The organism is Pseudomonas sp. M2, assembly GCF_015751845.1.
In the GTDB taxonomy this organism is placed as follows: domain Bacteria; phylum Pseudomonadota; class Gammaproteobacteria; order Pseudomonadales; family Pseudomonadaceae; genus Aquipseudomonas; species Aquipseudomonas putida_E.
Map to the genome: position 1 here is coordinate 3,625,887 of NZ_JADOUD010000001.1, position 14,926 is coordinate 3,640,812.

Consider the following 14,926-nt stretch of genomic DNA (forward strand, 5'->3'; position numbering starts at 1 on the left):
ATGACTGACCTGCACACGCATGCGGCAGCAGCGGCCAGCGCCAAGGGCAAGCTGTACCTGCTATTTCGTCTCAATGACCAACGTTTCGCCCTGGATGTGCGCCAGGTGGTCGAAGTGCTGCCTCGCCTGCCACTCAAGCCGATCGCCCAGGCGCCGGCCTGGGTTGCCGGCATCGTTGCCCATCGTGGCGTGCTGGTGCCGGTGGTCGACCTGTCGGCCCTGAGCTTTGGTCAGCCTGCCACTGCGCGCACCAGCACACGGCTGGTGCTGGTGCGCTATCGCGGCGAGCATCAGTTGGGGCTGATCCTTGAACAGGCTACCGAGACCTTGCGCTGCCTCGCTGAGGAGTTTCAGCCGTATGGGCTGGACAACCCCGAAGCGCGTTACCTGGGCCCGGTTCGCCAGGACGCCAACGGCCTGCTACAGCGTATCGAGGTCGATGACTTGCTGTCTGATACTGTGCGCGAACTGCTGTTCCCACAACAGTCGGGGCAGGTGTCGGCATGAGCGAGCAACGGTTTTTCCGCTTTCTGCAAGAGCGCATCGGCCTGGATGTCGAATCGGTCGGCGCGCCCATGGTCGAGCGTGCCTTGCAGCAGCGCCGTGTCGCGGTCAACGCCCAAGACCTTCACGACTATTGGCTGTGCTTGCAGCAATCGGCAGATGAGCAACAGGCGCTTATCGAAGCGGTGATCGTCCCGGAAACCTGGTTCTTCCGCTACCGGGAGTCGTTTACCGCGCTGGTCGGGCTGGCCCACAAACGCCTGGCCGAACTTGCCGGCGAGCGGCCGCTACGCTTGCTGAGCCTGCCGTGCTCCACGGGTGAAGAACCTTATTCCCTGGCCATGGCACTGCTCGATTCAGGCATGAACCCGGCTGCGTTTCGCATCGACGGTATCGACATCAGCCCCAATTCGGTGGCCAAGGGCGTGCAGGCGGTCTACGGTCGCAACTCGTTCCGCGGCGTTGATCTGGCCTTTCGCGAGCGCCACTTCCACGCGCTCGCCGAAGGCCATGAGCTGAATGAGCGGGTGCGTGCACAGGTGAACCTGGCCGTGGGCAACGTGCTCGACCCGGCGCTGGGCAGCCGTGACGGTTATTACGACTTCGTGTTCTGCCGCAACTTGCTGATCTACTTCGACGTGGCGACCCAGCAGCGCGTGTTCGAGGTGCTCAAGCGCCTTACCCACGAGCACGGCGTACTGTTTATCGGGCCGGCCGAGGGCAGCCTTCTGGCAAGGCTGGGTATGCGGCCGCTGGGCATTGCCCAGTCGTTCGCCTATGTCCGCCAGCCGTTGGATGCGCCAGCACAGCCTCGGCTCATCCCGCCGGCGCCACTCGCACCGAGCCGCCCCGTGCCTGCCCCTGCGCCCATTTCGCGGCCCTTGCGCTCGGTTGCGGTTGCCCCACCCACAGTGGTGCAGCGCGAGAGCGAAAGTGAGTTGCTGGCCCTCATCGCGAGGCAGGCCAACGCGGGTGAGGGCACGCAAGCGCGTGCCAATTGCCAGCGCTACCTGCAGCAGTTCGAGCCCAAGGCTCAGGTGTATTACTGGCTGGGATTGCTCAGCGATACCGAAGGCGATGCCCGGCAAGCCCAGACGCACTACCGCAAAGCCCTGTACCTGGAGCCGCAGCACCCTGAGGCGTTGCTGCACCTGGCCATGTTGCTGGCGGCCCAAGGCGACGAAGCCGGCGCTCGCCGCTTGCACGAACGCGCGGCACGCGCTGGCAGGGGGGCTGAACGATGAGCGTCGAACACGCAATTGCGCTGCTCGCCCAGGACGATGAGCGTATCGACGATTGCTGGAACCGGATCGGCGTGCACGGCGACAAGCAATGCCCGCTGCTGCAAAGGCATATCCATTGTCGCAACTGTGAAGTCTATGCTGCGGCCGCTACCCGTCTGCTGGACCGCTATGCACTGGCTCAGGACGATCAGTTGCACGAGGCGGCGCAGGTCGAGTCCAGCGTCGGGCGCTCGCTGCTGCTGTTTCGTCTGGGTGAGGAGTGGCTGGCCTTGGCGACCGCCTGCCTGGCCGAGATCGCCCCGGTGCAGCCGGTACATTCATTGCCGCATCAGCGTTCCAGGGTGCTGCAAGGGGTAGCCAATGTGCGTGGCGCACTGGTGCCGTGCCTGTTGCTGAGCGAAATGCTGGGGCTGGCGCGCTTGCCGGAGCCTGCGCGCAGCAGCCGGGCGATGCCGCGCATGTTGATTCTGGCGGCGGCAGGCGGGCCAGTGGTGCTGGCGGTGGACGAGATCGACGGTATTCATCGCCTGGAGTTCACACTACCGGGCGCCACTGAAGATACTGCACCGTTCACCGCCGCCGTACTGCAGTGGCGCGGGCGCAGCGTGCGTGTGCTGGACGAACAACAACTACTGTCTGCCGTGCAGCGGAGCCTGTCATGACCCCTGAGCAAATGCGCGACGCATCGTTGCTCGAGCTGTTCAGCCTGGAAGCCGAAGCTCAGACCCAGGTGCTCATCACAGGGCTGATGGCGCTGGAGCGCAACCCGACCCAGGCCGCTCAATTGGAAGCCTGCATGCGTGCTGCGCACTCTTTGAAGGGTGCTGCACGCATCGTGGGCATCGACGCCGGGGTCAGCGTGGCCCATGTGATGGAAGATTGCCTGGTAGCGGCCCAGGAAGGCCGGCTGCTGCTGCGCGCTGAACATATCGATGCCTTGCTGCGCGGTACCGACCTGCTGCTGCATGTCGCAACGCCCGGGGACCCTGCCGGTGAGGGCGCGGTACCCGGTTTTCTGGCCCAGATGGCTGGCTTGCTGGCCCCTCCCGGTGCACCTGTGCCTTCCAGCGTGCCGGCCCAGACACCATTGCCCACGGTCGAGCTGGTTACCCCCGAGCTTGAGCCCGAAGCAGAGCCTCCCGTGCCGCGCAGGGCATCCAAGCGCGGCGCCCAAGGTGGCGAGCGGGTGTTGCGGGTAACTGCCGATCGGCTCAACAGCCTGCTCGACTTGTCGAGCAAGTCGCTGGTCGAGACCCAGCGCCTCAAACCCTATCTGGCCACCCTGCAGCGCCTCAAGCGCATGCACGGCCAAGGCATGCGCGCCCTCGATGGCCTGAAAGCCCAGTTGGAAGGCAGCGGCCAGAGCCTGCCGGTGTTGGAAGCACTGGCCCAGGCGCAACGGCTGCTGATGGAAACCCAGCACATCCTGCAACAGCAGACCGCCGACCTTGACGAATTCGGCTGGCAGGCCAGCCAGCGCGCGCAGTTGCTGTACGACACAGCCCTGGCCTGCCGCATGCGCCCGTTTGCCGATGTGCTTACCGGCCAGAGCCGTATGGTGCGAGACCTGGGCCGCTCGCTGGGCAAGCAGGTGCGTCTGCAGATAGACGGTGAAAAGACCCAGGTCGACCGCGATGTGCTGGAAAAGCTCGAAGCGCCGTTGACCCATTTGCTGCGCAATGCAGTCGACCATGGTATTGAACTGCCTGAGCAGCGGCTGTTGGCGGGCAAACCGGAAGAAGGTGCAATACGCCTGCGAGCCTCCCACCAGGCCGGCCTGTTGATCCTTGAACTGAGCGATGACGGCGCCGGTATCGACCTGCAACGGCTGCAGCGCAGTATCGTTCAGCGCGGCTTGTCCCCGGCGGACACCGTGGCGCAGATGAGCGAGGCGGAGCTGCTGACCTTCCTGTTCCTGCCGGGCTTCAGCATGCGCGACAAAGTGACCGAAGTCTCCGGCCGCGGTGTTGGCCTGGACGCGGTGCAGCATCTGGTGCGGGACCTGCGCGGCTCGATCGAGCTGACCCAGCAGGCCGGCCAGGGCTGCCGCTTCCATCTGGAAGTGCCGTTGACCCTTTCGGTGGTACGCAGCCTCGTGGTGGAAGTCGGCGGGGAGGCTTATGCGTTCCCGCTGGCGCATATCGAGCGCACCTTGGAGGTGACGGCCGAGCAGATCGTGCAAATCGAGGGGCGTCAGCATTTTTGGCACGAGGGCCGGCATATCGGTCTGGTGGCGGCCAGCCAGTTGCTCAACCGGCCCGCCGCGCAAGGTGATGAAAGCGCTTTGCGGGTCGTGGTGATCCGCGAACGTGAACAGCTTTACGGTGTGGCCGTGGAGCGGCTGATCGGTGAGCGGGTGCTGGTCGTGATGCCGCTCGATGCACGGCTGGGCAAGGTCCAGGACATTTCCGCGGGGGCGCTGCTGGACGACGGTTCGGTGGTGTTGATCGTCGATGTCGAAGACTTGCTGCGCTCGGTCGAGAAACTGCTCAGCACCGGCCGCCTGGAGCGCATCGAGCGCGGCGTGCAGGCAGGCCGTGGCGCCAGCCGCAAGCGCATTCTGGTTGTCGACGACTCGCTCACCGTACGCGAGCTGCAACGCAAGCTGCTGAGCAACCGCGGTTTCGAGGTGGCCGTGGCAGTCGATGGCATGGACGGTTGGAATGCACTGCGTAGCGAGGATTTCGACCTGCTGATCACCGACATCGACATGCCGCGAATGGACGGTATCGAGCTGGTCACCTTGGTGCGCCGCGACCAGCGCCTGCAGTCGCTGCCTGTGATGGTGGTGTCGTACAAGGACCGCGAAGAAGATCGACGGCGAGGCCTGGACGCTGGCGCCGACTACTATTTGGCAAAAGCCAGCTTCCACGACGATGCGTTGCTCGACGCCGTGGTTGAACTGATCGGAGGTGCTCAAGGATGAAGATCGCCATCGTCAACGATATGCCCATGGCGGTAGAGGCGTTGCGCCGGGCCCTGGCCCTGGAGCCTGCGCATGAGGTGATCTGGGTGGCCAGCAATGGCGCCGAGGCCGTGCGCCAGTGTGCCCAGGCAACGCCCGACCTGATTCTCATGGACCTCATCATGCCGGTGATGGATGGTGTGGAGGCGACCCGGCGGATCATGGCCGAGACGCCGTGTGCCATCGTCATCGTCACCGTCGACCGCAAGCAGAACGTGCACCGCGTGTTCGAGGCCATGGGCCATGGGGCCCTTGATGTGGTCGACACCCCGGCGCTGGGAGCGGGTGATGCGCGGGAAGCGGCGGCGCCGTTGCTGCGCAAGATCCTCAACATCAGCTGGTTGATCGGCCAACAGCGGCCCAGCGCGACCAAACCGGTCGCCGCGCCGTTACGCGATGCCGCCCAGCGCCGCGGCCTGGTGGCGATCGGCTCATCGGCCGGCGGGCCTGCGGCCCTCGAGGTGCTGCTAAAGGGCCTGCCCAAAGCGTTCCCGGCATCCATCGTGCTGGTCCAGCATGTTGACCAGGTGTTCGCTGCCGGCATGGCAGAATGGCTTGGCAGTGCCTGCGGCATGCCGGTGCGCCTGGCCCGTGAAGGGGAGCCGCCGCAGCCTGGGCAGGTCCTGCTGGCGGGCACCAATCACCACATACGCCTGCTGAACAACGGCCAGTTGGCCTACACTGCCGAACCTGTCAACGAAATCTACCGGCCCTCAATCGATGTGTTCTTCGAAAGTGTGGCGCGCTATTGGCGCGGGCAGGCGGTGGGCGTGCTGCTCACCGGCATGGGCCGCGATGGTGCCCAAGGCCTGAAACTGATGCGCCAGCAAGGCTTCCTGACCATTGCTCAGGACCAGTCCAGCAGCGCAGTCTACGGTATGCCCAAAGCCGCCGCGGCAATCGATGCAGCGGTGGAAATCCGTCCGCTGGAGCGAATCGCCGGGCGCCTGATGGAAATCTTTGCACAATGACGATATGTATTGAATCACACCGCCCCTGCGGCCGTGATCAGGTGAATAGGGATGATTGATCTACCGATCGAAGGGTTTGCGACCGCCAATGAAAATTCGGCGATGGTCTTGCTGGTCGACGATCAGGCGATGATCGGCGAAGCGGTGCGTCGTGGCCTGGCCCATGAGGAAAACATCGATTTCCATTTCTGCGCCGACCCCCATCAGGCGGTGGCTCAGGCCATGCGCATCAAACCTACGGTGATCCTCCAGGACCTGATCATGCCGGGCCTCGACGGCCTGACCCTGGTGCGCGAATACCGTAACAATCCGGCTACCCGGGACATCCCGATCATCGTTCTGTCGACCAAGGAAGACCCTTTGGTCAAAAGTGCGGCCTTCGCTGCCGGGGCCAACGACTACCTGGTCAAGCTGCCGGATACCATCGAACTGGTGGCTCGCATCCGCTACCACTCCCGCTCGTACCTGACCCTGCTGCAGCGTGACGAGGCCTACCGGGCGCTGCGCGTGAGCCAGCAGCAACTGCTCGACACCAACCTGATGCTGCAGCGGCTGATGAACTCCGATGGCCTCACCGGTCTGTCCAACCGCCGCCATTTCGATGAGTACCTGGAACTGGAATGGCGCAGGGCCATGCGTGAGCAGCAGCAGTTGTCGCTGCTGATGATCGATGTCGACTACTTCAAGGTCTACAACGACAGCTTCGGCCACCTGGCAGGTGATGAAGCGCTGCGCCAGGTTGCAGAGGCCATCCGCGGCTCCTGCTCACGGCCTACCGACCTGCCGGCGCGCTACGGGGGCGAGGAGTTCGCGCTGGTATTGCCCAACACCTCCCCGGGCGGTGCGCGGCTGGTCGCGGAGAAGCTGCGCCAGACCATACATGGCCTGAATATCCCGCATACGGCATCGCAAGACGATTCGCGCCTGACCGTGAGCATCGGCCTGGCGACCCAGACGCCGGCGATCGGCAGCCATTGTCGGCAATTGATCTCGGCAGCCGACAAGGGGTTGTACCAGGCCAAGAACAGCGGGCGTAACCAGGTCGGTATCGCCTGAGGTTCAAGCGGCTGCCCAACGGGCTGCCGCAGCTCCCTGGATCGGTTATACTCGCGGGCTTTTCACCGAATTCGTACGAGAGCCGCGCGCCATGGAAATCCAACCGATCCTGAACACCATCAAGGACCTCACCGAGCGTTCCCAGTCCATTCGGGGGTATCTTTGACTACGATCAAAAAGCTGACCGCCTGATCGAAGTCAACCGCGAGCTGGAAGACCCGGCCGTCTGGAACAAGCCCGAGTACGCCCAGGCCCTGGGCCGCGAACGTGCCATGCTGGCGCAGGTCGTCGAGACCCTGGACAAGATGTCCGGCGGCCTGGCCGACTGCCAGGATCTGCTCGACATGGCCGTCGAGGAAAATGACGAAAGCGCCGTGAGCGACGTCGTGACCGAGCTGCAAGGCCTGGAAGAAAAACTGGCCCAGCTTGAGTTCCGTCGCATGTTCAGCGGCGAGATGGACATGAACAACGCCTACCTGGACATCCAGGCCGGCTCTGGCGGTACCGAAGCGCAGGACTGGGCCAACATCCTGCTGCGCATGTACCTGCGCTGGGCCGACAAGCGCGGTTTCGACGCCACCATCATCGAGCTTTCCGAGGGCGAAGTCGCCGGCATCAAGGGCGCCACCGTGCACATCAAGGGCGAGTACGCCTTCGGCTGGCTGCGCACCGAAATCGGCGTGCACCGCCTGGTACGCAAGAGCCCGTTCGACTCCGGTGCCCGTCGCCACACCTCGTTCTCGGCGGTGTTCGTGTCGCCCGAGATCGACGACAAGGTCGAGATCGACATCAACCCGTCCGACCTGCGCATCGACACTTACCGTTCCTCCGGTGCCGGTGGTCAGCACGTGAACACCACCGATTCGGCGGTACGTATCACCCACGTGCCGACCAACACCGTGGTGGCGTGCCAGAACGAACGCTCCCAGCATGCCAACAAGGACACCGCCATGAAAATGCTGCGGGCCAAGTTGTACGAGCTGGAAATGCAAAAGCGCAACGCCGCCTCCCAGGCGCTGGAAGACAGCAAGTCGGACATCGGCTGGGGCCACCAGATCCGCTCCTACGTGCTGGATGACTCGCGTATCAAGGACCTGCGTACCGGCGTCGAGCGCAGCGACTGCAACAAGGTGCTGGATGGCGACATCGACCAGTATCTGGAAGCGAGCCTCAAGCAGGGGCTGTAAGCCGCACACCACCGCCGCGATGCCCGCACGCCGGCATCGCGTGCCCTGCCCGAAAAGGGCAACGAATACCTGATGGAAAGAATGACGACATGAGCGACCTCAAGACCGAATCGCAAGACCTGCAACAGGAAGAAAACACCCTGATCGCCCTGCGCAAGGAAAAGCTTGCCGCCGAGCGCGAGAAGGGTCAGGCCTTCCCCAACGACTTCCGCCGCGACAGCTACTGCAACGACCTGCAGAAGCAATACGTCGACAAGACCAAGGAAGAGCTGGAAGCTGCAGCGATCCCGGTCAAGGTAGCCGGTCGCATCATGCTCAACCGTGGCTCGTTCATGGTGATCCAGGACATGACCGGGCGCATCCAGGTCTACGTCAACCGCAAGACCCTGCCGGAAGAAACCCTGGCTGCGGTCAAGACCTGGGACCTGGGCGACATCATCGCCGCCGAAGGCACCCTGGCCCGCTCCGGCAAGGGCGACCTGTACGTTGAAATGACCAACGTACGCCTGCTGACCAAGTCGCTGCGCCCGCTGCCGGACAAGCACCACGGCCTGACCGATACCGAGCAGCGCTACCGCCAGCGTTATGTCGACCTGATGGTCAACGAAGAAACCCGCCACACCTTCCGTGTGCGTTCGCAGGTGATCTCGCATATCCGCAAGTTCCTCATCGACCGCGACTTCCTGGAAGTCGAAACGCCGATGCTGCAGACCATTCCTGGCGGTGCCGCGGCCAAACCGTTCGAAACCCACCACAACGCCCTGGACATGGCCATGTTCCTGCGTATCGCGCCGGAGCTGTACCTCAAGCGCCTGGTGGTCGGTGGTTTCGAGAAAGTGTTCGAGATCAACCGCAACTTCCGTAACGAAGGCGTTTCGACCCGGCACAACCCCGAGTTCACCATGCTCGAGTTCTACCAGGCCTACGCTGACTACCGTGACAACATGGACCTCACCGAGGAACTGTTCCGCGAGCTAGCCCAGCTGGTCCTGGGCAGCACCGATGTACCGTATGGCGACAAGGTGTTCCACTTTGGTGAGCCGTTCGTGCGCCTGTCGGTGTTCGACTCGATCCTCAAGTACAACCCTGAACTGACTGCGGCCGACCTGCAGGATGTCGAGCGTGCCCGTGACATCGCCAAGAAAGCCGGTGCCAAGGTGCTGGGCCACGAGGGCCTGGGCAAGCTGCAGGTGATGATTTTCGAAGAACTGGTCGAGCACAAGCTGGAGCAGCCGCACTTCATTACCGAATACCCGTTCGAAGTTTCGCCGCTGGCCCGCCGCAACGACGACAACCCGGCCGTGACCGACCGCTTCGAGCTGTTCATCGGTGGCCGCGAGATCGCCAACGCCTACTCCGAGCTCAACGACGCCGAAGACCAGGCAGAGCGCTTCCTGGCCCAGGTGGCCGAGAAGGACGCCGGTGACGACGAAGCCATGCACTACGATGCCGACTTCGTTCGCGCCCTGGAGTACGGCATGCCACCGACTGCTGGTGAAGGCATCGGCATCGACCGCCTGGTGATGCTGCTGACCAACTCGCCGTCGATTCGCGACGTGATCCTGTTCCCGCACATGCGCCCACAGGCCTGAGTGAATTGAACAAGCCGCCTTTCGGGGCGGCTTTTTCTTGCCTGAAGCCTTATGTTGTTTGTCAGGGCCCTATCGCCGGCAAGCCGGCGAAAGGGCCGGTGCAGTCACCCCAAGATCAATGAGGTACACCCGTGACACCCGCAATGGCCCAGCAAGGCGCCGCCGGCATTGCCACCGCCGTCGCCGAAAGCGTGCAATACCAGGGTCGCAAGACCGCCCGCCAAGGCAGCGAACAGCGCCGCCAGTTGATCCTCGACGCCGCCATGCGCATTGTCGTGCGTGATGGCGTGCGTGGCGTGCGCCACCGTGCGGTCGCCGCCGAGGCCGGTGTGCCGCTGTCGGCCACGACCTACTACTTCAAGGATATCGAGGACCTGCTCACCGATACCTTCGCCCAATACGTCGAACGCAGCGCCGCCTACATGGCCAAGCTGTGGGCCAATACCGAAGTGGTGCTGCGCCAGCTGCTTGCCCAGGGTGATGGCAGTGCGCAATCAAGGGCGCGTCTGGCTGACGAAGTGGCGCAGATGACTGCCGACTATGTTTCCCGTCAGTTGGTCAACCGCCGCGACTTCCTGATGGCCGAGCAAGCCTTCCGCCAGGAAGCGCTGCTGTGCCCGCGCCTGGCCGAACTGGTGTGCGCCCACGAGCAGATTCTGCTGCATGGCACGCGCCAGCTGTTGCAGGTGGTCGGCTCGCAGCAACCGGAACAGGACGCCCAGATGTTGACGGCGATTATCGAGCAGATGGAATATCAGGGCCTGCTCAAGGATGCCGATGCGCAAGCCGATGGGCAGATGCTCGCTATGCTTACCCGTTACCTGCACCTGGTGCTGGCATCGGCCTGAGCCGAGAACGAACTTTCAAGGAGAACCTGATGAAAGCCTGGCGTGTGGTGTTGTTGACGTTGTCATTCCTCCTGCTGGGCGGTTGTCTGGTGACCTTCCATGAGCCGTTGCCGAGCAATCAGGCGGCGCCCAAGGCCCTGCTGGGCAAGTGGAGCAGCAAGGACGCCTGGGGCGAGCCACTGAAGCTAGCCATCAGCCGCAGCGGCGCCGATGCCTACAAGGCCGTGGCCACGGCCAAGGGCAAGAAACCCGAAGAGTACGTATTCACCGTGTCACGCCACGGCAACCGCTGGTACCTCTCTGCCGGTGTACCCAAGCGCCTGGGCGGCCATTTCCTGATTGGCGGTTTCGATATCGTCGATGGCAAGGAACTGGTGATCTACAACCTTGATGTGGAACAGGTGCAGCAGGCGGTCGAGAAAAAAGAGCTGACCGGGCGCAACACGGAGGTACCGGAGGACAACGGTGAGGGCGTGCTGATCGACAGCCCGTCGGAGCGGGTGCTGGCCTATCTGGATGACCCGGCCAACTCCGACCTGTTCGTCGAGGTGGCGCGCTTCCAGCGCAGCGGCAAATGACCGTACAGGCCCCTCGCCGGCGTGCCGGCGAGGGGCCTGTACAGGTGCCTTGTTCTAGAAAGGAGTTCCCGGTGGACGAGTACCAGCAGACCATACGCGCACTGTCCGATCGCATCGTCACCGCGCAAACCCCTATACGTGTGCTCGATGCGGTCAAGTGGGATGACAACATCCGCCAGGGCTTTCTGAAGGCCAAGGGCAAAGAGCCGCCTGCAGTGGACCGCGCCTATTACCAGTCGCGGCCGCTGTCGTTCGACTCAAGTGCGGTCAAGGCCGAGTTCCAGAGCATCGAGCGCGACATCACCCGACAATTGGGGCAGTTCAACCCGGTGGGGCAGATCATGCGGCGCATGTGCAAGGAGTACCGCATGGTGGTGCGCATGCTCGAAGCACGCGGCACCGAGGATTTCGGCCTGATCTCCCAGGAACTCTATGGCGCGGCGTCCGATGCCTTCCACGCTGGCGACCCGACGCTGGCCGACCTTGGCCTGATGCTTTCCGATTACCTGAACAACATCGACGGCCGTGGTGACCTCAAGGACGAGCCGAAAAACCTGACTGCCAAGGAGGCCGTGGACATCCTCCAGCGCCGCCTGAACAAGGTGTTCGGCGAGGCCGAGGAAACCATCCGGGTGTTCGAGTCCGATGGGATCGTCGCCGATGCGGCGGCAGGGGCCGACTACATCAAGGTGCGCGCTGACGCCATGTTCAACAGCCGTGATGTGCGCGCGCTGGAAGTGCACGAGGGGCTGGTGCATGTGGGCACCACGCTCAACGGCCTGAACCAGCCGATCTGCACCTTCCTGTCGAAGGGCCCGCCTTCGTCGACGGTGACTCAGGAGGGTTTGGCGATTCTCATGGAGGTGATCGCCTTCGCCTCTTACCCCAGCCGTCTGCGCAAGCTCACCAACCGCACGCGCGCCATCCATATGGTCGAGGAGGGCGCCGATTTCCTCCAGGTGTTCGAGTTTTTCCGCGCCCAGGGCTTTGAAATGGCGCAGAGCTACAGCAATGCAAGCCGGGTGTTCCGCGGCTCGGTGCCCAATGGTCTGCCATTTACCAAGGATTTGTCCTACCTCAAGGGTTTCATCATGGTTTACAACTACATTCAGTTGGCCGTGAGAAAGGGCAAACTCGAGCAGATTCCGCTGCTGTTCTGCGGCAAGACTACCCTCGAAGACATGCGTACCTTGCGTCAGCTGGTCGAAGAAGGCCTGGTGGAACCGCCCAAGTACCTGCCGGAGCAGTTTCGCGACCTCAATGCGCTGTCGGCCTGGATGTGCTTCTCCAACTTCCTCAACCACCTGAGCCTTGATCGCATTGAAGCCGACTACGCGAACATTCTTTGAGCGCTGCCGCTGCCTGGTCCTGGGTTTGGCGCTGTTGGGCCTGGGCGGGTGCAGCAGCCTGTTGTTCTACCCGGAACCGGGCCAGCCGTTCACGCCCGAGCGTGCCAAGCTGCAGTACCGCGATGTCACCCTGACCACCGCCGACGGCGTCCGCCTGCATGGCTGGTGGCTGCCGGCCAAGGCGGGTGTCGAGGTCAAGGGCACGGTGCTGCACTTGCACGGCAATGGCGGCAATCTGGCTGGGCACCTGGGCGGTAGCTACTGGCTGCCGGAGCAGGGCTATCAGGTGCTGATGATCGATTACCGGGGCTATGGCCTGTCCCAGGGCAAGCCCGGCTTGCCACAGGTCTACAATGACATCGCAGCGGCCATGGCATGGCTCGACCAGGCCCCCGAGGTCAAGGGCAAACCCTTGGTATTGCTGGGGCAGAGCCTGGGCGGGGCAATGGCCATCCACTACCTGGCAGCCCACCCCGAGCAATGCCTGCGCTTCAGCGCACTGGTGTTCGATGGCGTGCCGGCCAGTTACCGTGATGTCGGGCGCTTTGCGCTGAGCACATCGTGGTTGACCTGGCCCTTGCAGGTGCCGTTGTCCTGGCTGGTACCCGATGGTGACAGCGCGATCCGTTCGGTCGAGCGCCTGAGCGGCCCGCCCAAGCTGTTCTTCCATAGCATCGACGACAACCTGGTACCGATGAACAACGGCATTCGCCTGTACCAGCACGCACCGCCACCACGGGTGCTGCAACTGACCCGCGGCGGCCATGTACAGACCTTTGCCGACCCGGTCTGGCGCCAGGTGATGGTGCGTTTTCTTGATGACCCCCGCCATTTCAACGGCCTGCGGCGGCTGGCCGAAGTGCCCAACTACCCTGACGAGAAGAACAAGCAATGAGTGAAGAACGCAACGCCATCCCGCTGATCCTGACCGGTGTCGGCAGCATCATCGTGACGGTGGGGGCTCTGTGGTATTACGGCTACCTGCATTTCGCCAAGCCGGAGGATGCGTTGTTGCTGCAGGATTTCACCATGCTCAAGACCGTACCTGGTGAGGACTACAAGGTTTCCCTCGACCCAGCGCCGCAGGTGGCGCAGTGTGTGGACGGTGTGCTGGTGCTGTTCGACACAGCGCAAAAGGGCCTTACCGGGGTACTGGTCGACAACCGCAAGCGTGCGGTGCGTTGCATGGGTGAGCAGACCCCGCAACAAGTGCAATGACCCGCTCGAACCAACGATGAAAAAGAAGAACCCCGCCATGAAGGCGGGGTTCTTTTATCGACCTGTGAGCCTTACTGCACCTGGCTCACCGAACGCGGCGCTACCGGCTGGTTGTCGTTGGAGATGGTCACCTCCACCCGGCGGTTTTGCGCACGGCCCGAGTTGCTGCTGTTGTCAGCAACCGGGTATTCCTTGCCGTAGCCTTGAGCGACGATGCGCGCAGGGTCCACGCCTGCACGTACCAGCGCCATGCGCACGGCACCGGCGCGACGCTCGGACAGGGTCTGGTTGTAGTTGGCCGAACCGACGCTGTCGGTGTAACCCTCGACGATGACCTTGCGCTCAGGGTTTTCCTGGAGGAACTGGGCCAGCTTGGTCACGTTGGGCAAGGCGCTGCTTTTGAGTTCGGCCTTGTTGAAGTCGAACAGTACATCGCCGAAGGTCACCAGCGTACCGCGGTCGGTCTGCTTGGCGTTCAGGCTGTCCTGAAGCTTGGCGATCTGCGCGTCACGGGCATCGAGCTTGGCCTGGGCACGTTGGGCCGAGGCGTTTTTCAGCTCGTTTTCGGCCGAGCGCAGGGCAATGGTCTGCTTGGCCACTTCAACGCGCTGGTTGGTCAGGTAGGCCAACTGGTCGACTTTCTTGCTGTCCTCACGCTCCATGTAGGCCTTGTCGGCCTTGTTCAGCCAGTCTTGTGCGTCCTTGGTTTCAAGGGCTGCGATTTTGCTCGCCTGCGGGTCGCTCTGCAGCGACGAGAAGTTGGTGCGGGCCGACTCCAGGTTGGCGTTCGGGTCGTGCGAGCAGGCAGCGAGACCGACGCTCAGGGCCAGCAGGGCGGGAATCATGACGTGTTTGCGCATAGTGTTCATCCTTTGATCGAGTGCGAAGGCTAAGGCAGGCTGGGCGGCGCTCACTGAGCGCTACGCAGGCCTTCCTGACGTACGTCCTGAACGCCCTGGCGGGCGTCCTGCACGGCCTTCTGGGCCTTGGCCGCCTGGGCCTTGCGTTCGGCGAGGCGAGCGTCCCATTCGGCCTGCTCGGCCAGACGCTTGGCGTCCTCGTAGTTCTTGTCGTGCATGGCGATTTCGGCCTGCTTGAACTTGTCCTGCGCCGCTTTCATTTCAACGGCGGCGAACTCGGTACCGCCAGCGCTGACGGCGGAGTTCACGGCGGACTGGGTGACGGCATACTGCTCGGTGGGCGGGTTGCCCGCACAGCCGGCCAGGACCAGGCTACTGCCCAGGGCCAGCGCGGCCAGCTTGAACCCGCGCACATGAGTGGAGGAAAGTTTCGAAGTGCGGGTCTTCATGGTGGTCAGCTCCATTGGATCACTCCTGATAACGACGATGTCCGTAGCAGTCCATCCCATCGCTCAATCCCTGGCATCGCCGTGTGCTTCAGCTCAACGGTGCAC

Annotated in this window: 15 protein-coding genes; 13 read left to right on the forward strand and 2 right to left on the reverse strand. The window is 63.3% G+C overall.

Translation table 11 applies throughout. From position 1 onward, the window contains the following. The 13 genes from IWW33_RS16790 (at position 1) to IWW33_RS16850 (ending at position 13,512) form a co-directional block, all read left to right on the forward strand. Positions 1 to 507, forward strand: coding sequence for a chemotaxis protein CheW (locus IWW33_RS16790; RefSeq protein WP_115274010.1), 507 nt, complete (start codon positions 1 to 3; stop codon positions 505 to 507). Further along, positions 504 to 1,748 (forward strand): protein-glutamate O-methyltransferase CheR, encoded by a 1,245-nt coding sequence (locus tag IWW33_RS16795; protein WP_115274011.1) that lies wholly within the window; start codon positions 504 to 506, stop codon positions 1,746 to 1,748. The genes IWW33_RS16790 and IWW33_RS16795 overlap by 4 nt, the downstream gene beginning before the upstream one ends. Then, a complete protein-coding gene (locus IWW33_RS16800) occupies positions 1,745 to 2,410 on the forward strand; it encodes a chemotaxis protein CheW (RefSeq protein WP_119687685.1) in 666 nt (221 codons plus the stop codon). Before IWW33_RS16795 ends, IWW33_RS16800 begins: the two co-directional genes overlap by 4 nt. Further along, complete coding sequence (locus IWW33_RS16805) at positions 2,407 to 4,674, forward strand: hybrid sensor histidine kinase/response regulator (protein WP_174142359.1); 2,268 nt, start codon at positions 2,407 to 2,409, stop codon at positions 4,672 to 4,674. The genes IWW33_RS16800 and IWW33_RS16805 overlap by 4 nt, the downstream gene beginning before the upstream one ends. Then, positions 4,671 to 5,684, forward strand: a complete 1,014-nt coding sequence (locus IWW33_RS16810; RefSeq protein WP_119687683.1) for a chemotaxis response regulator protein-glutamate methylesterase — start codon at positions 4,671 to 4,673, stop codon at positions 5,682 to 5,684. The genes IWW33_RS16805 and IWW33_RS16810 overlap by 4 nt, the downstream gene beginning before the upstream one ends. Positions 5,685 to 5,735: 51 nt before the next feature. Next, positions 5,736 to 6,740 carry a Wsp signal transduction system regulator diguanylate cyclase WspR gene (gene wspR, locus IWW33_RS16815; protein ID WP_174142360.1) on the forward strand — a complete coding sequence of 335 codons (1,005 nt, stop codon included), beginning with the start codon at positions 5,736 to 5,738 and terminating at the stop codon, positions 6,738 to 6,740. Positions 6,741 to 6,831: 91 nt separating this feature from the next. Then, a protein-coding gene (gene prfB / locus IWW33_RS16820) for a peptide chain release factor 2 (RefSeq protein WP_115274014.1) occupies positions 6,832 to 7,927 on the forward strand; the annotation gives its coding sequence in 2 pieces (ribosomal slippage) (positions 6,832 to 6,903 and positions 6,905 to 7,927; 1,095 coding nt in all). Positions 7,928 to 8,016: 89 nt separating this feature from the next. Continuing rightward, on the forward strand, positions 8,017 to 9,519 hold the full coding sequence (lysS, locus tag IWW33_RS16825) for a lysine--tRNA ligase (RefSeq protein ID WP_046784347.1): 1,503 nt from the start codon (positions 8,017 to 8,019) through the stop codon (positions 9,517 to 9,519). Positions 9,520 to 9,662: 143 nt separating this feature from the next. Continuing rightward, positions 9,663 to 10,367, forward strand: a complete 705-nt coding sequence (locus IWW33_RS16830) for a TetR family transcriptional regulator (RefSeq protein ID WP_046784346.1) — start codon at positions 9,663 to 9,665, stop codon at positions 10,365 to 10,367. 29 nt (positions 10,368 to 10,396) lie between these two features. Beyond that, the gene (locus tag IWW33_RS16835; protein ID WP_115274015.1) at positions 10,397 to 10,945 is read left to right on the forward strand and encodes a hypothetical protein; all 549 of its coding nucleotides are present in this window, start codon (positions 10,397 to 10,399) and stop codon (positions 10,943 to 10,945) included. A gap of 71 nt (positions 10,946 to 11,016) precedes the next feature. Next, the gene (locus tag IWW33_RS16840; protein ID WP_039602209.1) at positions 11,017 to 12,294 is read left to right on the forward strand and encodes a flavohemoglobin expression-modulating QEGLA motif protein; all 1,278 of its coding nucleotides are present in this window, start codon (positions 11,017 to 11,019) and stop codon (positions 12,292 to 12,294) included. Further along, positions 12,266 to 13,189 carry an alpha/beta hydrolase gene (locus IWW33_RS16845; RefSeq protein ID WP_115274016.1) on the forward strand — a complete coding sequence of 308 codons (924 nt, stop codon included), beginning with the start codon at positions 12,266 to 12,268 and terminating at the stop codon, positions 13,187 to 13,189. Before IWW33_RS16840 ends, IWW33_RS16845 begins: the two co-directional genes overlap by 29 nt. Next, positions 13,186 to 13,512, forward strand: coding sequence for a hypothetical protein (locus tag IWW33_RS16850; RefSeq protein WP_012315932.1), 327 nt, complete (start codon positions 13,186 to 13,188; stop codon positions 13,510 to 13,512). The genes IWW33_RS16845 and IWW33_RS16850 overlap by 4 nt, the downstream gene beginning before the upstream one ends. Before the next feature lie 71 nt (positions 13,513 to 13,583). Here the strand turns inward: IWW33_RS16850 and IWW33_RS16855 are convergent, their stop codons facing one another. After that, complete coding sequence (locus tag IWW33_RS16855) at positions 13,584 to 14,372, reverse strand: OmpA family protein (protein ID WP_115274017.1); 789 nt, start codon at positions 14,370 to 14,372, stop codon at positions 13,584 to 13,586. A gap of 50 nt (positions 14,373 to 14,422) precedes the next feature. After that, the gene (locus IWW33_RS16860; RefSeq protein WP_012315930.1) at positions 14,423 to 14,836 is read right to left on the reverse strand and encodes a DUF4398 domain-containing protein; all 414 of its coding nucleotides are present in this window, start codon (positions 14,834 to 14,836) and stop codon (positions 14,423 to 14,425) included. Positions 14,837 to 14,926 lie beyond the last annotated feature (90 nt).